The following is a 20,728-nucleotide window of genomic DNA, read 5'->3' as shown; positions in this document are numbered from 1 at the left end:
CGCAAATGAAAAGAGCCGGCAAAATTGCCGGCTCTTTTTTATGGAAAATACCCAATCCTCGCGCTGGCTGTCCTGCCTTGCAAGCTATTCTATTGTGAGCTTTTGGGTATTGCGGCCCATCGGGCCGTCGGCCTGTACCAGGTAGGTGCCGGCTCGCAGGCCAGCCAGGTCCAGCGTGGCTGTGAGGCCTGTGGGCTGCACCCGAAGCAGGGTGCGGCCCAGCAAGTCGCGCACAGTCAGAACCTGGGTCGGAGCTGCCAGCCGGACGGTAGCCTGCCGCTGGGCCGGATTGGGAAACAGTTCAAACGCCAGCTTTTGGGCTGCCACGGTGGCCGTGGCTACATACGCCCGGTTTTCCAGCACCAGAATCCGGTCGTCGGTAGCGGCCGGGAGGCCGCGTCCATCCCGGTTGCTGGTTCCGATATATACCTTGCCCTGCGGCGACACGCAGATGGCCCGCAACCGGCCAAAACCAGACAGAAAATCGGTGCGGGTGGGAATGGTCAGGCCGCTGGCATCCAGGGTGAGCTGCATGAGCCGGCTGCCTCCCAGCGTGCCTAGCAGCAGGCTGCCGCGCCAGCCAGGAATGGCAGGGTGGTCGTAATACGCTAGGCCGGCCGGGGCCACCGTGGGCGTCCAGGTAGTGAGGGGCTCGCGCACGTTGTTGGCAGCGCAGAAGGTGGCTTCGGCGGGCAGGTTGCAGAGGCCTTCCACGTTGGGCCAGCCGTAGTTGCGGCCGGCTTCAATCTTATTGATTTCGTCGTCGTTGTTGGGGCCGTGCTCCGAGCTGTAGATGCGGCCATCGGCCAGTTGCAGCAGGCCCTGCGGGTTGCGGTGGCCGAAGGTGTATAGGGGGTTGCCGGCAATGGGATTGTTGGCCGGAATGGTACCGTCGAGGTTCAGGCGCAGAATCTTGCCGTTGAGCGAGGAAGTGTTCTGCGCCTGGGGCTGCTGCTGGGCATCGCCGGTGGTCATGAGCAGGGTGCCGTCGGCCAGCAGCAGCAGACGCGAGCCGCTGTGCGTGGTGGTGGCGCTGATGTTGCCGAGCAGCACCGTTGGGCTGCTCAAAGCACCGTTGGCGTAGGTGTAGCGCACCAGCTTTTCCTTGAGAATGAGCTGGTCGGTGTAGTTGTACACCACAAAAACCCAGTACGTACCGGCCGTGGGCGTCGCCATCACGGCCAGGCCCAGCAGCCCGCTTTCGCCGGTCTGGGTCACGTCCGGGATGGTGAGTAGTGGCAGCACCTGCCCGGTGGCGGGGTCTACGCGGCTGACGCGGCCGCCGCGCTCAGTCATCCAGAGGAAATTATCCGGGCCCCATACCAGCTCCCAAACGGTGTTGAGGTTGCTGGCCAAAGCCGAAGCCGTTACCGTGGTGCTGCCCACCGGGAAAGTGGTCAGGGCCGGAGCCTGGGCCCGGGCTGCCGGCTGGCAACCGGCTCCGAGTAGAAGGGCCAGTGCCGCAATGCGTAATGTTTTCATCATGAGAAGGATTAGAATGAACAAACAATGAAGGAACTGTAATTGGAGTAACGAAACCCGGTCGACAATGGATGCCAACCCAGCGCGATAGTAGCTTGCAGCCACTTCTGATATCCACTGCCCTATGTCTTCCTTTTTCACTGCCGCCCACCCTTCGGGCTACACCCTCAGCACCGACCCCGCCCAGCTTGATGTCGCCGCCATTCACCGCTGGCTGAGCGAGGACTCCTATTGGGCCAAAAACATTCCGCTGGCCACCGTGGAACGGGCCATTGCTAACTCTCTCAATTTCGGCCTTTACGCACCCGATGGCCACCTCGCCAGCTTCTGCCGTGTGGTGACGGACCGCGCCACCTTTGCCTGGCTCTGCGATGTATTCGTGCTGCCCGAGCACCGGGGCCATGGCCTCTCCAAGTGGCTGGTGAAACAGATGCTGGCCCACCCCGACTTACAAAACCTGCGCCGCCACCTGCTCGCCACCTTCGACGCGCACACGCTCTACCAGCGCTTCGGCTACGAGCCGCTGGACCGGCCCGAACGTTGGCTCGAAATGAAGAAGGAAAACCCCTACCCAGCTGGCAAGGGCCAGTAAGCACCGCAGGGGCAGTAAGCACCGCAGGGGCAGTAAGCACCGCAGGGGCAGTAAGCCGACGCGCCATAAGCAAGCGGCTCTCGTAACCACTTCGGTTGGCCCAGGTTGCGGATTTGCTGTGCTAGCCGCTGCCCGGGCTACTTCGCCGGGCTAGTCCACTTGCTGTCCTTCAGCCGGAACCGCCATGGTAGGCCGGCGGCCTCCGCCCCCGCGTACTCCAGCCCCACGCGCGCACTAGCCACCACGTCGGCGGCTGCAACTGCTTCGCCGTGGTCCTCAAACCAGATGGCCTCTCCTGTCACCAGCTGGCCCGTAAGTGCCGGCGTGATTCCCAGCGCCTGGCTCATCACGCCGGGTCCGGCGGTGAGGCTGCGCTTGACTTCGGCCATGCCCCGGCGGCGCAGCATTTCGTCGATTCCAATCGTTGGCTCGATGGCCCGGACGAGCACGGCATCGGGGTGCGCGGCGTCGTACGTGGCGATATTGAACAGCGCGTAGCGATTGTAGACGGTGTAGATGTAGGTGTGGCCGCCGGCTACGTGCAGGCCCCGCGCCTGCTGGCGCTTGCGTTGCAGGTGCAGCGTGAGGGAGTGGTCGCCTTCGTGTCGATAGGCCTCGGTTTCCACAATACGGCCAGCTGTAACGACGCCATCAATGTTGGTATAGAGGTGCTTGCCAAGCAGGTCGCGGGCAATTTGCAACGGGTCGGGGCGCTGAAAGAACTCGGCGGGCAGCTTAATATGGGGCATAGTTTCGGATGGAAAAGATTGAAGCTATTCTGAATTTCTAAATAGCCTTCGCCCATACGTAACCGCCGCGCTTTCATCGCATCCGGAACATCACGCCGATGCTCAGCAGCCAGTGCTGCTGCTGCCACGGCACGGTGGTGGTGGGCTGGTCGTTCACGCGCAGGCTCACATCGGCTGCGGGCAGCGGGATGGCGGCCGTGCTGCGGAATAGTGAAAACCTGCTTTCCTCGCTCACTTGCAGCTGCGAGCGGGTGCTCAGCGGCAGCAGGTAGCCCAAGTCGGCGGTCAGTTCGATAAGGTGTCTCAGCTCCAGGCCCAGGCCCACGGTGGGCTGCACAGCCGACGTTACCGACTGAATCTGCACGCTCAGCTTGTCGGCCCCGAGGTGCTTGCCAACCACCCGCAGGCCGTCATCGGGGTTTTCGAAGGTACCGAGGCTACGGCCTACGGTCTGGCGGGTGTAGCCCAGGCCCGCGCGGGCATAAATCGGCCGGCGGCGCGGGTTGAGGTTGTGCTGATAGCTCAGGCCAGCCTCCCAGCCATCCCAGCCGTCGTCGCCAAACTGCCGGTACAGGCGCTGGGTGGCCATGCGCACCGCCAGCTTCCGGGTGATGTCGACCTGGTAGCCGATGCGGTACAACACCGTCAGGCTTTGCGCGGCTACCTCGTTGGTGGCCTGCATTCGGAAGCCGTAGCCAGCCGGGGCATACGCCACCGCCAGGCTCGCCGTCGGTACCGCCAGCGGCCAGGTGCCCACCGCCGACCAAAAGTGAAACCGGTCAAAAAGCTGTCCAAGCCAGCCTTCCTTTTTTACGGCAGCGGTGCTATCAGTGGCAGGCTTGGGTCGGAAAAGTGAGTCGGCTAGTTGCTGGCGCCGCTGGTCGAGCAGGCTTTTTTGCGGGGCCTCGGGAGGCAGCAGCGTGGTTTGGCCGCGCCAGAAGGCCGAATCATACCCCACGGTATTGCGCAGAAATACGTCTTCGTACTGCGCCCGCTCCATATAGGTGGGCGGCGGGGCCTGCGCTGTATCGATGGCCGTGGTCAGAAATTCACCGAAGTAGTTAATATCCCCCCAAACCGGGTGGCGAAATTTGGTTTGCCACCACACACTTTTGAGGTGCCAGCGGCCGGCGTAGGGCTGGTAGCTTACGCGCAGCGCCCGCGAGTCGGCCGCATTGGGCGAATGGCGGAGGCCGGCCGGCGTGTAGCGCCACTCGGCTCCCAGAAAAGTATAGGTGTCCTGGTCGATGTACATCCGGCCCTCAAAATCGGCCCGTTGGTTACCGGGCTTCGGAGCGAAGGTGATGACGTATACCGGCCGGCCCGCGTAGCTGCTGCCGGGCGCCAGCCGGTAATCGTAGTCGCGGAAATGACTGGGGTCAATAAACTGCGACCGCACGTGCACGAAATCGCCCATATGCGGAATAAACGGCCCGCCTGCCCAGTCGATGTGCACCAGTTCCTTATTCGGCCGCAAGTCCATCTTGCGCGATTGCTGAATCTGCACATCGCCGGCATCGGTACGCCGCTGGTACGTCACCTTAAACACTGCCAGCAGCCCCTCTACCAGGTAACGGGCCTGGCCCACCTCGTCGTGGTCCGACTCACGGTAGAAGCCCGTGAGCCTGGTGGGCCGCACCGGGTAGTTTTGCGGAATGCGGGCCACCGCTTCGCGCACAATGCCCACCACGGAGGCCGTCACCTGCACTTCGCTCAGCGAAGCCGGCGCCAGCCGAAGCTCGATGCGCAGCTCCGGTCCGGGCAGCGGCGGCAGCGCTTGGGAGTATGGGCGGTAGCCAATCAGGGCCACTGTCAGTTTTTCCTGGGCATAGGTCGCCGGGATGTTCAGGGCAAAGCGCCCATCCTCATTGGTGCTGGTCCCGATGCGGTTATTAGCCACTCCGACTTGCGCATTCGGAATGGGTTGGTGAGTCTCGGCATCAAAGACCCGGCCGCGCAGCACACCACCGCCTTGCGCCAGCGCATCGGCTGCAAAGCTTATCAGCAGAACTAACAACCCAATGTAACGCATAACGCTAGTGGTTTTTAGAACGGGTTTAAGCAGGTGTGCAGGGTCGCCTTTTACGTTCGGGTGGCCCTACAGCAGCCGGTAGAGAATGCCCACCGTAAGCACCGGCCGACCCAGCGACCACGGCGCGGCGGCCGGCGCATTGTTGACCAACACCGTGGCGCCAGCGGCCGGCAAAGCCAGGTCAACCTCGTTGCGGAAGAGGAAAAAGCCGCTTTCCTCAGCCAGATGCAGCTCGCTGCGGGTGCGCCAGGGCAGCAGCAGGCCCGCATCGGCCACTATTTCGAGATGGTGCGATACCTCCACACCAAGGCCCAGCCGCGGCATCCAGCCTTCGGTAAACTTCTGCACGGCCACGCTGATTTCGTCGGCGTTCAGCTTGGTGCCAACTACCCGCAGGCCCTTGTCGGTATTATCGAAAGTGCCAAAGCTGTAGCCCACCCGCTGCGTAAAATAGGCCACCCCTATGCGGCCCATGATGGGCCGGTGACGCGGGTTGAAGTTGTGCTCATAAGTGGCCCCGATTTCCATGCCCAAGCCCTGAAAGTCGCCCCGCACTTTGCGAATGCTGTAGTAGGCCGACAGCTTTTTGGTGAAGTCAACCTGGAAATTGCCGTTGAAAAGGTTACTGTTGCTGAACGCCATGGTGCTGGCCGGCGTGCGGCGCTGCGCCTGCGCCAGAAATGCTGAACTCTCCGGCGCGAAGCTCAGGCTAATATCAGCCGCAGTGGCATCCAGGGCCAGCAGGCCACCCGAAGGCCCCGCGCGCAGCCGCCCCAGCACCTCCCAGAAAAGTCCCTTCGACGGTGCTTTGCTGGCCGGGGCCCCCTGCGCGGCAAACAGCTGCTCGGCTTGCTGCTGGCGGTCCTGGTCGCGCAGGGCGTGGCGCAGCTGTTCCGGTGGCAGCAGGGTGGTGTAATTTTTCCAAAAGGCCGAATCGTAGCGCACGGCATTTTGCCGGAATACGTCGCGGAACTGCGCTTTTTCGATGTACTCCGGGGCGGGGCGCTGGGTGGTGTCGATGGCCGTGGTCAGAAACTCACTCAGGTGGTGCAGGCGGCCGCCCATCAGCCCCTTGCCTATGGTATTGTACCACACGCTTTTCACGTGCCAACGCCCGGCGTACATTTGGTAGTCAATGCGATATGCCCGCTCTTCGGCATCGAAGTTCATGAACTCATGCCGGATGCCGGCCGGCGTCCGGTGCCACTCGGCCGCCAAAAAAGCGTAGCTCTGCTGGTCGATGTACATCCGGCCTTCAAAGTCGGCGCTTTTATCATTCGCCTTTGGCCCGAAGGTGATGACAAACACTGGCCGGTCGTTGTAGGTGGTGAGGTCGGCCAGCTTATACTCGTAGTGTTTGAAGTCGTCTTCGTTGATAAAAGCCAGCCGGTTGTGCACAAAATCGAACCGATGGGGAATAAACGGCCCGGCATACCACCCCTCCTGCAACATGCTGGTTTTGTTCTGCATCAGCAAATCGACCTTACGCGACTGCTCAATCACAATTTCACCATCCTCCTTCGGCTGCGTGTAGGGCGCTTTCAGCACCTTCAGCACGGCCTCACCCAAGTAGCGGTACTGACCCTTGTCCAGCTCCTTATCCGACTCCCGAAAGAAGCCCTCCAGCCGCGTGGGCCGCACCGGGTAGTTCTGCGGAATGTGGGCCACCGCCTCGCGCACAATGCCCAACACCGAGCCCGATACCTGCACTTCGCCCAGCGCGGCTGGCACAATTTTCAACTCAATCAGCAGCTCTGGGCCGGGCAGCGGTGGCAGCTTTTGGCTATGGTTTTTGTAGCCCAGCAAGGCCACCGTCAGTTTTCCTTCGGCATAGGCTGCCGGAATGTTCAGGGCAAAGCGCCCGTCGTCGTTAGTACTGGTTCCAATACGGTTATCGGCCACTCCGACTTGCGCATTCGGAATGGGCTGGTGGGTTTCGGCGTCAATTACCCGCCCCCGCAACGTGGCTGGGGCCTGGGCCCAAACCTGTACCTGACTCACCAACAGCACCAGCCAACTCAGAAAAAAACCGCGTATTACTCGCATCATCGTTCTGCAAAACTGCCCGCCGCCAACTACGGCCGGACATGGGAGCAGATGCACCGCCAAGCTAAGTGGTTGCCTCACTGCCCACACATTTTTGCAACGTAATACCTGTGCTGACCAGTATACATTTTGATGCTGGCATCCGACTTTTCCGTATGCCAAACGGCCCCGGCCGGGCATTGCTGCTCCGCCGGGGCCGTTTGCGTTTTCCGGGCTTGGCTTTTAGCCAACTGCCGGCACTTGCTGGCTCACCAGGTACTCGGCAATCTGTACAGCGTTGGTGGCAGCACCTTTGCGCAGGTTATCAGCTACTACCCACATGTTGAGAGTTTTAGGCTGGGTTTCGTCGCGGCGCAGGCGCCCCACCAGCACGGCGTCTTTGCCGTGGCTGTCTTTGGGCATGGGGTAATGGTTGGCGGCAGGGTCGTCCACCAGCTCCACGCCGGGCGTGTTGGCCAGGATTTCGCGCACATCGGCGAGCTCAAATTCCTCAGCAAATTCTACATTGATGGACTCCGAGTGGCCGCCCACCACGGGAATGCGCACGCAAGTGGCCGTGACGCGAATGCTGTCGTCGCCCATGATTTTCTTCGTCTCGTTCACCATCTTCAGTTCCTCTTTGGTGTAGCCGTTGGGTTCGAACACGTCGATGTGCGGCAGCACGTTCAGGTCGATGGGGTGCGGGTAGGCGGGGTTGCTGGCGGTTTGGCCGGCGCGCTCTTCCAGCAGCTGGTCCACGGCTTTTTTGCCGGTACCGGTAACACTTTGGTAGGTGCTCACCACAATGCGGCGGGCCTGATAGCGCTTGTGCAAGTCGTTCAGAGCCACCACCATTTGAATGGTAGAGCAGTTCGGATTAGCAATGATTTTATCCTCCGGTGTGAGCGTATTGGCGTTCAGTTCCGGCACCACCAGCTTCTTAGTGGGGTCCATGCGCCAGGCCGAGGAATTGTCGATAACGGTGGTGCCCACGGCGGCGAAGCGCGGCGCGTGCTCCTTACTAACTGAGCCGCCAGCCGAGAAAATGGCGATGTCGGGACGGGCCGCAATGGCGTCGTCCATGCTCACCACGGGGAACTGCTTACCCTGAAATTCAATAAACTGACCTACCGACTTGGCCGAAGCTACGGGGAGCAGCTCGGTGAGGGGGAACTGACGCTCGGCCAGCACTTTCAACATCTCGGTGCCCACCAGGCCGGTGGCACCCACGACAGCAATTTTCATGGTCAAAAGCAGAAAATAAAAAGCGGGACCGTTGGCGGGCGCGCCACTGCAAATGTCGCCAGAAAAGGGTTACTTTAGACGCTGTATTTTTAATGAGGAATGAAGAACGAGGAGTGAAGAATTGGGTATTCGACCCAGTCTGCGCATTCTTTATTTCCATTCTTCATTCCTCATTTTCCTACATGAAACACCTTTTACTGTTCTTCCTGCTACTTCCGGGCCTTGCCTTCGCCCAGGTAGCTGACAATTTCACTGACGGCAACTTCACCACCAACCCCGTCTGGTCCGGCGACGTGGCCAGCTTCCTGGTCACGGCTCAGCAGCTGCAAAGCAACGGCCCAGCCGTAACCGGCACGCAGCTAGCCCTTAGCACGCCCTGCCAAGCCGTTACGGGCACCGTCTGGGAATTCTGGGCCAACCTGCGGCTGGCCACCAGTTCCGGCAACCTCGCCGATGTGTGGCTGATGGCCTCCCAATCCGACCTCAAAGCCACCAACAACTCGGGCTATTTCGTGCGCCTGGGCGGCACCGACGACGAAGTAAGCCTGTTCCGCAAAGACTCGACCCGCACCGCCGTACTCGTCATCGACGGGCTGAATGGCACCTTGAGCAGCAGCACCAACAACTTGGTCCGCGTGCGTGTGACCCGCACCACTGCCAACCGATGGACCCTGGAGCGCGACCTTGCTGGCACCCGCACCTTCGTAGCCGAAGCCGCTCAGCCCATTGATGCCACCTACCAACGCAGTGTGGCCATGGGTGTGGCGCTCACGTATTCATCAACTAACGGCCGCAATTTCTACTTCGACGACTTCGCGGTGACCGATGCCACCGCGCCACTCCTCGTCCGCGCCGTGCCGTTTGATGCCCGTCAGGTAGATGTGGCTTTTAACGAAGGCGTGGCCACGCCCAGCGCCACACTGGTCAGCAATTACCGCCTGCAAAGCGGTGCGGCACCGGTTTCGGTCACACCTTCGGCTACCAATCCGGCCGTCGTGCGTCTTGCTTTTGCCGCCGATTTCCCGGCCCAGAGCGTGGTGGAAGTCCGCAACGTGGCCGACCTCTACGGTAACGTGGCGGCCGGCCCGCTCACGGCGGCCTTCACGGCACTACCCGTTGCGCCCGCCGTGGGCGACCTGCTTATCAGCGAGATTTTTGCCGACGAAACGCCTCCAGTAAGCCCCACCTCGCCCCAGTCGGAATACGTGGAGATTTACAACCGTAGCGCCACCAAAACACTCAGCCTGCGCGGCGTGCGGCTGGGCAAAGGCAGCACGGCGACCGTAGCCGTATTTGCCGATACGGCCAAGCTGCTGCCCGGCCAATATGCCGTGGTATGCGGCAGCACACGGGTGCCACAATTTGTCGGCTACGGCAAGGTGTACGGCCCCACTAATTTTCCCTCCCTCAGCAACGGCGGCGACCAACTCATCCTGCGCGGGCGCGACGGCCGCACGCTGTTTGAAGTTACCTACTCGGATTCCTGGTACCGCGACGCTCGCAAGAAAGACGGCGGCTGGAGCCTGGAAATGATTGACGCCAACAACTACTGCGGCGGAGCCGAAAACTGGATTGCCAGCACCGACGCCAGTGGCGGCACGCCCGGCCGCGCCAACTCGGTGCGTGCCACCAATGCCGATGCCACTGCTCCCACACTGCTGCGGGCCGTGGCCATTGATGCCCTCACGATACGTGCCTACTTCTCCGAAAAGCTGGACAGCGTCACGGCCGCCACCATTGGCCGCTACGTCCTCACGCCAACGGCCACCATTACCCGCGCCGCACCTGTAGGGCCCGATTTCCGGCAGGTCGACCTGACACTGAGCGCGGCGCTGCTGCCCAGCCGTCCGGCTACCCTCACCGTGCAAACCGCCACCGACTGCGCCGGCAACGCCAGTGGGGCCTTGCAATCGGCGACCTTCGCGCTACCCGAAGCGGGCGTGGCTGGCGATGTGGTATTCAACGAGCTGTTATTCAACCCGCGGGTGAGCGCCGTGCGCTTCGTCGAGCTCATCAACCGCAGCAACAAGTTCATCGACCTGCAGCGCTGGCAGCTCGGCAACCTCAAGCCCGATGGGAGCGTGGATGTCGACCTGCTCAGCACCGGGCCGCTGGTGCTGGCACCAAACCAGATAATGGCCTTTAGCACCAGCACGGCCATCCTCACCTCGCAATACCCCACCAGCAGCGACGCCACCAATCTGGTGCAGCTAAGCAGCCTTCCTACCTTCCCAGATGCCAGCACGGCGTTGCTATTCGATAGCCGGGGCATTGAGATAGACCGGTTTATGTATAGCAAAGACTTGCACCTGAGCCTGCTGAGCACCCAGGAAGGCGTATCGCTCGAACGCATTCGGACCAATGGCCCCACGCTGGGCAGCAACTTCCATTCGGCCGCCGGCGCGGTGGGCTACGCCACGCCCGGCCGCCCCAACTCGCAGGCCCAAGACGCCGCCGGCGGCAACCAGGACTGGACCGTGACGCCCGAAGTCTTCACCCCCGACGACGACGGCCAAGCTGATTTCGCCACCCTCAACTACCACCTCGACGCGACCGGCTACGCCGCCAGCGTGACGGTTTACGATGCCCTGGGCCGCCTCACCCGCCGCCTCACCCGCAACGAAACCCTGCCTACCACCGGCTTCATCCAGTGGGACGGCATCGATGACCGGGGCCACAAGGCGGCCGTGGGCTATTACATTCTGCTAGTCGAGCTGTTCCGCCCCAGCGGCGGCGAGAAGCGCGAATACAAGAAGACGGTGGTGCTGGGGGCACGGTTTTGACGCTGCGCTTAATAAAGCGTGAGGAGTGAAGAATTATCACTGCGACGACGCAGCCCGTAGCAATCCGTCCTATTTGAAAGTCCCTAGCGTTGGGATGTGACGAACTCTTTTTGCTGATAAAAAGCCCCGATTCTGCAGAGAACCGGGGCTTTTTACATCTCGTCGTGTCGGATACTGACAGGAAGGATTGCCGCGTTCCACTGCGCGCCGCTCGCCATGATAGGTGCCAACCCATTAAACCTCTGGGTAAAACCTGCGTCTTAAAAGGCATGAACAGCACCCAGCAACTACAACACCTGTATTGGCGCGCCGGCTTTGGCCCGCGTCCCCAGGACGTGGCCGCCGGCCTCAGCCCACGCAAAGCCCTGCGCCAGCTGCTTCACGATTCTGAGAAATACGAGCCGCTGGTCGGCGCCGACCTCAACTATGCCGACCCGCAGGGCATGGTGATGACTGACCCGGCCTCGACCAAAAACAACCCCGTGCCCAACGGCATGGTGACCACGCCCGACCAGCCCGCTCCTCCCGAGGCGCCGGTTGCGCCGGTGGCCCCCATGCGGCCCCGGGCGGCCTTCAGGGGAGGTACGGTAGCGGCTGGCGTGCCCCGCCTGCGCCGCGCCGACCTCACGCCCGAGCAGCGCAAGATGCAGAATAAGGGGATTCAGGACGCGTTCAATAACATGAGCACGGCCTGGATGGAGCGCATGGCCACTTCGCCGGCTCAGCTGCGGGAGAAAATGACGCTATTCTGGCACGGGCACTTTGCCTGCCGCGTGCGCCAGCCCGATGCCGCGCTACGCCTGCACAACACCACCCGGCAGTATGCCTTAGGCAAATTCCCCGACCTGCTGCTGGCCGTGAGCAAGGAACCGGCCATGCTGCAATTCCTCAACAACCAGCAAAACCGCAAGGAGCACCCCAACGAAAACTTTGCCCGCGAGGTAATGGAGTTATTCACGCTGGGCCGCGGCAACTACACCGAAAACGACGTGAAAGAGGGCGCCCGCGCCTTCACGGGCTGGGCCTACGATTACCAGGGCAACTTCAGATTCCGGGACCGAGAGCATGACGCGGGCAGCAAGACTTTCCTCGGCCGCACCGGCAACTTTACGGGCGAGGATGTGCTGAGCATCATCCTGGAGCAACCGGCTACTGCCACGTTCCTGACCACGAAAATCTACCGCTTCTTTGTGAACGATGTGCCCAATCCGGCCCACATCGAACCACTTGCTCGGGAGTTTCGCAAGAGCGGCTATGACATCGCTGATTTGATGGAGCGCATGTTTTCAGCTGATTGGTTCTACGACCCGGCCAATGTGGGCACGCACATCAAGTCGCCGGTGGAGCTGCTGGCGGGCATTCGTCGTACGCTCAATGTGAAGGTCGACAACGCCCAACCGCTGCTGGGCTACCAACGCGCCTTGGGCCAAAACCTGTTTCAGCCGCCCAATGTGGCTGGCTGGCCCGGTGGCCGCAACTGGATTGACTCATCGTCGCTGCTGCTGCGCCTGCAGCTGCCTGCCATTCTGTTTAAGAACGCGGAATTTGCTGTCGCCCTCAAGCAGGACGAAAACGACATCGCCCCCAACCAAACCAAGGCCGAGCGCACTGTGCGGCCCGGCGCGGGGGCCCACCTGCCGCTGGCCCCGCTGCAACTGCTGCTCGGTGCCACGCCCGCCCCGCAGCAGCCCGAGAAGCTGAGCGGGTTCCTGCTGCAGGCCGGCATCCGGCCCGAGAATTTGCAACTGGTACAGCAGGCCGCGCAGCAAAAAGAGCCAGCTGAGGCCCTCCGCTCCACGTTGGTGAGCCTGCTAAGCCTGCCGGAATATCAGCTGGCGTAATCCCTGCTCTTGAAAAAGGGCATTTGACGTTCTTTCCACTCCTTTCCGCTCTCATTTATGGCTTCCACCCGCCGCGAGTTTCTTCGCACCTCTGCTTTGGCCAGCACGTTGCTACTGGTGCCCAAGTTTCTCCATGCTCTGGACCGGGGCCCCGGCCTGACCCAGCTGCGCGATGCGGTGGGGGCACGACGCCTCATCGTGGTACAGCTCAGCGGGGGCAACGATGGCCTAAACACCGTCGTGCCTTATCGCAACGACCTGTATTACAAAGTCCGACCTACGCTCGGCATCAAGGAAACGGACGGCATTCTGGCGCTGGAAAAGGACATGGGCCTGCACCCCGCGCTGAAAGGCCTGAAAGGCTTGTATGACCAAGGCCAGCTGGCCGTGCTGAATTCCGTCGGTTATCCCAATCCCGACCGTTCGCACTTCCGCTCGATGGATATCTGGCAGTCCGGCTCGGGCTCTGACCAAGTGGTGAGTACCGGCTGGCTGGGCCGTTACCTCGATTCGAGCTGCCCCGATTGCCAGCGGCCCTACAACGCGCTGGAAATCGACGACACACTGAGCTTGGCCCTGAAAGGTGGTCAGCGCAAAGGCCTCGCCTTCAAGAATCCGGACAAATTCCACCAGATTACCCAGAACCGCTTCCTGTCGAAGGTCAGCAAGGAAACCACACCCGAGCACCACGACCAGGTTGACTACCTCTACAAGACGCTGGCCGAAACCGCTTCCTCAGCCGACTACCTGTACGACAAGTCGAAAATTTATAAGTCGGCCGTGACGTACCCCAACTCCGACTTTGGCAAGAACCTAAAAACTACCGCCGAGCTGATTAACTCCGGTGTGGAGTCGCGCGTGTACTACCTGGCGCTATCGGGTTTCGATACCCACGTGCGGCAGCACGAGCAGCAGCAGCGCCTCTTTACCGACCTTGGCGACGGCCTTGCGGCGCTGGCCGACGACCTGCGCCAGCACGACCAATGGAACAACACGCTGGTGCTGGTATTCAGCGAATTTGGCCGGCGTGTAGGTCAGAACGCCAGCAACGGCACCGACCACGGCACGGCCAACAACGTGTTTCTGGCCGGTGGTGCCCTCCAGAAAAAAGGCGTCATCAACGACGCCCCCGACCTCGTAAACCTTGACCAGGGCGACCTGCGCCACCAGGTTGACTTCCGCAGCATCTACGCCAACGTCCTCAAAGACTGGCTCGGAGCCGATGACACTGCCATCCTCGGTACCGGCTTTGAGCGAATGAGTGGATTGGTTTAACGCTTCGTTTTAATGCGAAATGCGGAATGAAGAACTGGCTATCAGCTCTTCATTCCGCATTTCGCATTAAAACGAAGCGGCTACAGTGGCACATTAAACCCGAAGGCCCAGATGGCTTGCAGCGACCCGAAGTTGTGCGTGGCCCGGCCCACCCGGTCGTCGCCTAAGTAGGTGTTCGTGTAGTTGGCCCAGGCGCCCTGAATGTCAGTTTGCAAGAAGAAATAGCGCAGAATGTCCGCTTTCAGGCCCACACTGCTGCCAACCACCATGCCGTGGTAGTGGAAAGGTCCCTCCTGGTGGTTGCCGAGTACGGTGGAAATGGTGTAGGAAATCATGGGTCCAACTCCCACTTTGCCCACAGCGCTCACTTTGAAATGGTGGCGGTCCCAGAGCACCTTGTGCTTCACCAGGTTCACCATGAGGTAGTTGTTGCCGTTGGTGTGCTGGAGGTGCACGAAATCGGGGTCCACCAGCGTGTCCTTGTCGATGTAATGTCCCCGGATGTTACCCCGCACATGAATCATCTGGTTGTCGTCGACCACGTACTTGAGGTGGTTCCAACTCACTTCGATGCCAAGGTTATGCTTGTCGTGGAAGAGGTAGCCCAGCGTCATGTCGTACTGCGGGATGGTCCAGGAATTGAAACGCCAGAAGTCCTTGAAATCGGGTTTGTCGCTGGCATGCGCGCGCAGGAAAGTGAAGTCGTAATTATCGGTGGTGGTGTTTTTGAAACGGATGTCGCTGCGCGTGTACCAGTCGCGGTTGTAGCCCCAACTAAAATAGAGGCTGCCGTGGGGTTTTAACTCGGCTGGAACCGGAGCCGTACCGGATGTTGCGGGTGGCGTGGCAGGGTCAACAAGCGGAACAATTGGCTGGGCAATCAGTGACCCGGCAAGGCCCAGCATCAGGCCCGACAATAGTAAAAAAGACCTCATTGAGGATGAATATTTAATAAAGCGAATAAACGCAACCATAAAAAGTGCGCGAAGGTAAGTCGCAAGTCAGCTAATTGTTTAGCTTAATTGACCAATACCGTTCTGCTTGGCGGCCAGGGCCCGAATAAGTCCGAAAAAAGTTTTAGCTCAGCTGTTGAATGGGGTGATTTCTGCGCTTGCCCACCCGGCCCCGGCTTCTGGGAGGTGGTGCCCGATGGCTGGGCTCCGCCGCTAGCTGAAGTAGCCGCTACAGCCCTGGCTAGCCAGCGCACGTTGCCTGCGCCATACGCCATCCCAACTCCGTGTGGGGGCAGAAAAGCCATTTTTCAAACCGTTCACATCCAACGCGTCCACCACAGGCGCTACGGCCGAGGCAATGGCCTTTTCTCCACCTCGACAATATCATTTCGCAAATAGGGGCCATAAAAAGTTATCCTTCCACTCCTATTTCTTCCCCATTATGAAAGCTATATCCCCCACCCTGCACGGTGTGCTCGACTACGGCACCTGTGCGTTTCTGGCGCTGGCACCTTCGCTGCTCAACCTGCAGGGCACTTATGCCACGGTGTGTTATGTGCTGGCCGCCGGCTACCTGGTTATTTCGCTGCTCACCAATATGCCACTGGGCGCGCCTTATTCCGTTCCCTACCCACGGCAAGCTGGAGTTGGTGAGCGGCTTGATGTTCATCGCCTCTCCCTGGCTGTTTGGTTTTACCAATGAAAATGGGACGGCCTGCAACCTGTTTGTGGCCCTGGGCTGGTGTTTCTGCTGGTGTATTTCCTCACCAATTGGTACGCCCAAATCCGCGCTGTTGACAACAATTCCGCTGGTATGGGCATGGGCGGACACCGGCCTGCACATTCGGCCTGGCCCCTAACAGTTCGCAATTAAAAAGCCCGGCCTCATCACGAGGCCGGGCTTTTTATTATGGGATAGCAGCAGCAGCGCCCCCACCTACCGCCCAAACACCGCCTCGGCCAGCGCCAGTACTGCCCGGCGTGTGGCCTCGGGCTGCTCCAGGTACGAGAGGTGCCCGCTGCCCTCCAGAAACAGCGCCGAGCCGATGGGCGGCATGGCGGCCTGCCGCACGGCGTCCTCAAAATGCACGGCTACGTCGTGTTTGCCGGCCACCATCAGCACCGGGAAAGCAGCTTTGCGAAGCAGCTGGGTGCGCTCGGGGCGGGCGGCCATGCCGCGCAGCGCGCCGGTGATGGTGCTTTCGGGGGTTGCCTTGCCGATTTCTTCGAGCAGACCACGGGCCTCGGTCAGCCGGTCGCGGTTGATGGGCGCGAAAAGTGGGCGCACGAACGATTCCATGAACTTGCCCACGCCATACTTCTCCACGAAACCGATGTTCTTCTCGCGGTTCTGGCGCTTCTCGTCGGTATCGGGCAGGGCCGTGGAGTTGATGAGGGCCAGGCCGGCCACTCGCTGGGGCCAGCGCTCAGCCAGGGCCAGCGCCACGTAGCCGCCCATGCTGTGGCACACCAGCAGCACCGGGTCGGGGCAGCCCTTTTGGTTGAGGTAGTCGATGACGTGGCGGGCCTGGGCCTCCATCGAGAAGTCGGGCACAGGCGCCAGATTGGTGCCGTGGCCTGGGAGGTTGGGCGTTAGCAGGCGGTAGTCAGCGGGAAAAGGGCGGGTGAAATCGGTCCAGACTTCGCGGCTTTCGGCAAAACCGTGGAGGAAAACGATGGTGGGCGGCGTGGAGGCGGGAGTCATGCGGGCAGGTACCTTGCGAAACGATTGGGCGTGGCGGTTTCGGAAGCAGCTTCCGGCCGCCCGAGGCCCGCGTTTCAGTTTCATCAAAACTACTCATGAAGATTGCACGGACGCGTTACCCCTTTCTGCTGGCCCTTTGCCTGGGGCTGGCCTATTCGCTATTTGCCCACTTCTTCTTCGTCAATGGCATGCTGCCTGAGAACGGCTTGCTCAGTTGGGCCTTTCTATTAGGCATCCCGACTGGTATTGGAGCTATTTCCGCTCACTTCACGCCCGACAATAGAAATTCCATGCGGCGCATAGTGTGGGCTCCCTTTTGGACGGTGATGACCTTTCTGTGTGCAGCCCTGCTTTTCCATCTCGAAGGCATGATTTGCGTCATCATTATCTTCCCGCTCTTTCTGGTAATGTCGACCCTCGGCGCAGTGCTGTATTCCACAATTGCCGACCCTAGGCCTGACCAAACGGACAAAACCCTCGTCGTGGCCGCCTTCGCCCTCCTGCCCTTCCTCGCCGCGCCGCTCGAAAACCAGTTCAATAATCCCGACGACTTCCGGCGCGTCGAAAACACGATTGAGATAAACGCTCCGGCCGCCGTGGTCTGGCAACACATCATCCGGGTAGCTCCTATTCAAGCGCAGGATTTGGGCCATAGCCTGATTGACGACATCGGGTTTCCGCGCCCGGTAGAGGCCACCCTCACCCACGAGGGCGTGGGCAGCGTGCGCCACGCCACCTTCGAGCGCGGCGTGGAATTCATCGAAACCGTGGACGAATGGGTGCCATTGCAGCGCCTGTCGTTCAGTATTGTGCCCAATACCGCCACCATTCCGCCCACCACCTTTGATGAGCACGTGATTGTGGGCGGCCGGTTTTTCGACGTGCTGCGCGGCACCTACGAGCTGCAACCCGCCGGCCCCGGCCGCACGCGGCTGGTGCTGCACAGCCGGCAGCGCCTCAGCACCCACCTCAATTGGTACGCCGGTTTGTGGACGGGCTACGTAATGAGTGAAATCCAAGGCCGCATTCTGGCCGTGCTCAAGCGGCGCTGCGAGGGGCCGGCCGTATCGGCATCGGTTCCGGTAGCGGGCTTTTGATTCTTCGCGGCAATTTCATCCCAACTAACGACCAACAAAGCGGTTCTTTCCAGACCTTTGGCCCACCAAAACATCGTACTACAACCCTCTTCTATGAACCCTCTCCTCTATATCCGTCAGTTCGACCAAAGCCTGTGGCTGGACTTTATCAGCCGCCCGATTCTGATTGACGGCAAGTTGCAGCACCGCATCAAGGAAGAAGCCCTGCGCGGCGTGACCTCGAACCCGGCCATTTTTGCCAAGTCCATCGGCGATACGGCCGACTACGATTCGGCCATCAAGGCGCTGGCGCTGCAAGGCAAAACCACCGACGAAATTTACACCAGCCTGGCCATTGCCGACGTGCAGGCCGCTACCGACCTCTTCCGCCCGCTCTACGACAGCGCCGACAACAGCTCGGACGGCTACGTGAGCCTCGAAGTATCGCCGGAACTGGTGAACGACACCGAGGGCACCATCGAAGAGGGCTTGCGCCTGTGGAAAGCGGTGGACCGCCCCAACGTGATGATTAAGGTGCCGGCCACGCTCGAAGGCCTGCCCGCCATCCGCCGCCTCATCTCGGAAGGCGTGAACGTGAACGTGACCCTGATTTTCGGCCTGGAGCGCTACCGCCTCGTGACGGAAGCCTTCCTCGCGGGCCTCGAAGACCGCGCCGCCGCCGGCAAGCCCCTGGAGCGCATCGACTCGGTGGCCAGCTTCTTCCTCAGCCGCATCGACGTGCTGATTGACCCCGTACTGGAAAAAATCGCGGCCGAAGGCGGCGAAAAAGGCAAAGTGGCCGAAGGGCTGGTGGGCGAAGTGGCCCTGGCCAGCGCCAAGCAGGCCTACCAGATATATAAGGAGATTTTCTCGGGTCCGCGCTGGGAAGCGCTCAAGGCCAAAGGCGCCGAAAGCCAGCGCCTGCTGTGGGCCAGCACCGGCAACAAAAACCCCAAGTACGACAACCTGAAGTACGTTAACGGCCTCATCGGCCCGAAAACGGTGAACACTGTGCCCGTCGAAACCCTCGACCTGTTTGGTAAGGAAGGCAAAGCTGCCGTCACCCTTGAAGACAACCTCGACAAGGTGAAAGAGGTGCTGGCTGCCCTGCCTGGCTTGGGCATCGACCTGGACGAGCGCACGCAGTTCCTGGAAGAAGACGGCGCCAAGAAATTCAAGGAGCCTTTCGCCAAGCTGATGGAGTCTATTGAGAAGAAGCGCGCGCTGGCCGTAGGCGAGCAGGTGGACGACGCCAAATTTGAGCTGGGCCAGTTCCAGGTGCCCGTCGATGCCAAGATTCAGGAGTTGAAGGGCAAGGATTTTGTGCCCGGTTTCTGGAACAAGCAGGCCGATTTGTGGGTGCAGGACGCCGCCGGGCAGGACAGCATCCGCAGCTTCATGGGCTGGCTGCGCGTGGCCGAAACGATGGTGGAGGCTGTGCCGAAAATCGAAACCTTCGTGAACGAGGTAAAAACCGCCGGCTTTAAGCACGTGGTGGTGATGGGCATGGGCGGCAGCACCATGGCCCCCATCGTGTTCAAGTCGTCGTTCCCGCAAGGCGAAAACGGCCTGCCCATCTCGGTGCTCGACACCACCGACCCCGGCACCGTGCGCGAGATTGAAGCGTCCGTGCCGCTGGCTGATACGCTGTTCATCGTGGCCAGCAAATCCGGCACCACGGCCGAACCGCTGGCCTTCGGCGACTATTTCTACGCCAAGGTGAAGGAGATTAAGGGCGACAAGGCCGGCGAAAACTTCGTAGCCATCACCGACCCGGGCTCTAAGTTCGTGACCGACGCCACCAACGCCAACTACCGCCACATCTTCCTGAACTTCCCCGAGGTGGGTGGGCGCTTCTCGGCCCTCACCTACTTCGGCCTGGTGCCGGCGGCCCTCTACGGCCTGCCCATCGGTGAGATTCTGGAGCGGGCAATATTAATGATGCGTGCCTGCGGAGCCTACGGTGCCACCGACAAAAACCCCGGCCTGGAGTTCGGCGCGGCACTGGGCGTGCTCGCCCAGCAGGGCCACGACAAGCTGACCATCGTGGTGCCCGATGCCCTGCACGACCTCGGCCTGTGGCTGGAGCAGCTCATCGCCGAAAGCACCGGCAAGGAAGGCAAAGGCCTGCTGCCCGTGGCCGGCGAGCCGCTAGGCGAGCCCGGCATTTACGGTTCGGACCGCATTTTCGTGTACGTGGGCTACAAGGACCAGGCCGACGAGGCCGACGCCAGCAAGCTCGAAGCCCTGAAACAGGCCGGCCACCCCGTCATCACCCTGCTGATGAAGGACGCCTTCGACCTCGGCCAGGAGTTCTTCCGCTGGGAAATGGCCACGGCCGTGGCCGGCGCCGTGTTCGGCATCAACCCCTTCGACCAGCCCAACGTGCAAGCTGCCAAAACGGCCACCGACAAGCTGATGAAGGCCGTGGAAGCCGACGGCAAACTACCGGAAACCGAAGCCCCCGCCGCCAGCGAAAACGGCGTAGACTACTACACCGCCGCCCACGGCGACGGCGCCAGCGGCGTGCTGAAAGCCTTCTTCGCCCAAGCCCGCCCCGGCGATTTCCTCTGCCTGCAAGCCTACCTGACCGAAACGCCCGCCGTGAGCGCCAGCCTGCTGGAGTTGCGTCAGCGCGTGCAACAAGCGCTACACATTGCTACCACGTCGGGCTACGGTCCGCGCTTCCTGCACAGCACCGGCCAGTACCACAAGGGCGGCCCCAACACCGGTCTGTTCATCCAGTTCACCGACGACAACCCGCAGGACCTGCCGCTGCCCGGCCGTTCCTACACCTTCGGCACCTTCAAGAATGCCCAGGCCCTGGGCGACTTGCAGGCCCTGCACGACAACGGCCGCCGCACCCTCCGCGTGAACCTCGGCAACGACGCCGAGGCCGGCCTGAAAACCATGCTGGCCGCGCTGGAGCTGAAATAACCCCCGTAGCTTCGGCTATCAATTGCCACGCGG

General features: G+C 61.2%; 14 protein-coding genes. 7 read left to right on the top strand and 7 right to left on the bottom strand.

Annotation, left to right across the window (positions count from 1 at the left end; genetic code table 11):
* Positions 1 to 84: 84 nt before the first annotated feature.
* Positions 85 to 1,485: a PQQ-dependent sugar dehydrogenase gene (locus J4E00_RS27935; RefSeq protein ID WP_208178652.1), complete on the bottom strand. Its 1,401-nt coding sequence runs from the start codon at positions 1,483 to 1,485 to the stop codon at positions 85 to 87.
* 121 nt (positions 1,486 to 1,606) lie between these two features.
* Here J4E00_RS27935 and J4E00_RS27930 point away from each other — a divergent pair, with 121 nt between their 5' ends.
* On the top strand, positions 1,607 to 2,074 hold the full coding sequence (locus J4E00_RS27930) for a GNAT family N-acetyltransferase (RefSeq protein WP_208178651.1): 468 nt from the start codon (positions 1,607 to 1,609) through the stop codon (positions 2,072 to 2,074).
* 137 nt (positions 2,075 to 2,211) lie between these two features.
* Here the strand turns inward: J4E00_RS27930 and J4E00_RS27925 are convergent, their stop codons facing one another.
* The 4 genes from J4E00_RS27925 to J4E00_RS27910 all read right to left on the bottom strand — a co-directional run bounded on the left by J4E00_RS27925 (position 2,212) and on the right by J4E00_RS27910 (position 8,125).
* Positions 2,212 to 2,823, bottom strand: a complete 612-nt coding sequence (locus J4E00_RS27925; protein ID WP_213017998.1) for a DNA-3-methyladenine glycosylase — start codon at positions 2,821 to 2,823, stop codon at positions 2,212 to 2,214.
* A gap of 73 nt (positions 2,824 to 2,896) precedes the next feature.
* On the bottom strand, positions 2,897 to 4,855 hold the full coding sequence (locus tag J4E00_RS27920; RefSeq protein WP_208178650.1) for a carboxypeptidase-like regulatory domain-containing protein: 1,959 nt from the start codon (positions 4,853 to 4,855) through the stop codon (positions 2,897 to 2,899).
* A gap of 66 nt (positions 4,856 to 4,921) precedes the next feature.
* Positions 4,922 to 6,904 (bottom strand): carboxypeptidase-like regulatory domain-containing protein, encoded by a 1,983-nt coding sequence (locus tag J4E00_RS27915; protein WP_208178649.1) that lies wholly within the window; start codon positions 6,902 to 6,904, stop codon positions 4,922 to 4,924.
* Positions 6,905 to 7,123: 219 nt separating this feature from the next.
* The gene (locus J4E00_RS27910) at positions 7,124 to 8,125 is read right to left on the bottom strand and encodes an aspartate-semialdehyde dehydrogenase (protein ID WP_208178648.1); all 1,002 of its coding nucleotides are present in this window, start codon (positions 8,123 to 8,125) and stop codon (positions 7,124 to 7,126) included.
* Positions 8,126 to 8,307: 182 nt separating this feature from the next.
* Between J4E00_RS27910 and J4E00_RS27905 the strand changes: the two genes are divergently transcribed.
* The 3 genes from J4E00_RS27905 (at position 8,308) to J4E00_RS27895 (ending at position 14,024) form a co-directional block, all read left to right on the top strand.
* Positions 8,308 to 10,908 carry a lamin tail domain-containing protein gene (locus J4E00_RS27905; RefSeq protein WP_208178647.1) on the top strand — a complete coding sequence of 867 codons (2,601 nt, stop codon included), beginning with the start codon at positions 8,308 to 8,310 and terminating at the stop codon, positions 10,906 to 10,908.
* 269 nt (positions 10,909 to 11,177) lie between these two features.
* Positions 11,178 to 12,749, top strand: coding sequence for a DUF1800 family protein (locus tag J4E00_RS27900; protein WP_208178646.1), 1,572 nt, complete (start codon positions 11,178 to 11,180; stop codon positions 12,747 to 12,749).
* Positions 12,750 to 12,806: 57 nt separating this feature from the next.
* Positions 12,807 to 14,024: a DUF1501 domain-containing protein gene (locus J4E00_RS27895; RefSeq protein WP_208178645.1), complete on the top strand. Its 1,218-nt coding sequence runs from the start codon at positions 12,807 to 12,809 to the stop codon at positions 14,022 to 14,024.
* 80 nt (positions 14,025 to 14,104) lie between these two features.
* Here J4E00_RS27895 and J4E00_RS27890 read toward each other — a convergent pair whose 3' ends face one another.
* Positions 14,105 to 14,959 (bottom strand): hypothetical protein, encoded by an 855-nt coding sequence (locus J4E00_RS27890; protein ID WP_236050289.1) that lies wholly within the window; start codon positions 14,957 to 14,959, stop codon positions 14,105 to 14,107.
* A gap of 460 nt (positions 14,960 to 15,419) precedes the next feature.
* Between J4E00_RS27890 and J4E00_RS27885 the strand changes: the two genes are divergently transcribed.
* The gene (locus J4E00_RS27885) at positions 15,420 to 15,680 is read left to right on the top strand and encodes a hypothetical protein (protein ID WP_208178644.1); all 261 of its coding nucleotides are present in this window, start codon (positions 15,420 to 15,422) and stop codon (positions 15,678 to 15,680) included.
* Positions 15,681 to 15,914: 234 nt separating this feature from the next.
* Here J4E00_RS27885 and J4E00_RS27875 read toward each other — a convergent pair whose 3' ends face one another.
* Positions 15,915 to 16,682: an alpha/beta fold hydrolase gene (locus J4E00_RS27875; protein WP_208178642.1), complete on the bottom strand. Its 768-nt coding sequence runs from the start codon at positions 16,680 to 16,682 to the stop codon at positions 15,915 to 15,917.
* A gap of 95 nt (positions 16,683 to 16,777) precedes the next feature.
* On the opposite strand from J4E00_RS27875, the gene J4E00_RS27870 reads away from it, so the two are divergent.
* Both J4E00_RS27870 and J4E00_RS27865 read left to right on the top strand, forming a co-directional pair.
* Positions 16,778 to 17,779 carry a hypothetical protein gene (locus tag J4E00_RS27870; protein WP_208178641.1) on the top strand — a complete coding sequence of 334 codons (1,002 nt, stop codon included), beginning with the start codon at positions 16,778 to 16,780 and terminating at the stop codon, positions 17,777 to 17,779.
* A gap of 93 nt (positions 17,780 to 17,872) precedes the next feature.
* Positions 17,873 to 20,695, top strand: a complete 2,823-nt coding sequence (locus J4E00_RS27865; protein ID WP_208178640.1) for a bifunctional transaldolase/phosoglucose isomerase — start codon at positions 17,873 to 17,875, stop codon at positions 20,693 to 20,695.
* Positions 20,696 to 20,728 lie beyond the last annotated feature (33 nt).

Origin of the sequence: Hymenobacter negativus (genome assembly GCF_017571495.1) — a bacterium.
Taxonomy (GTDB): domain Bacteria; phylum Bacteroidota; class Bacteroidia; order Cytophagales; family Hymenobacteraceae; genus Hymenobacter; species Hymenobacter negativus.
This window is presented reverse-complemented; position numbering and strand designations above follow the sequence as displayed.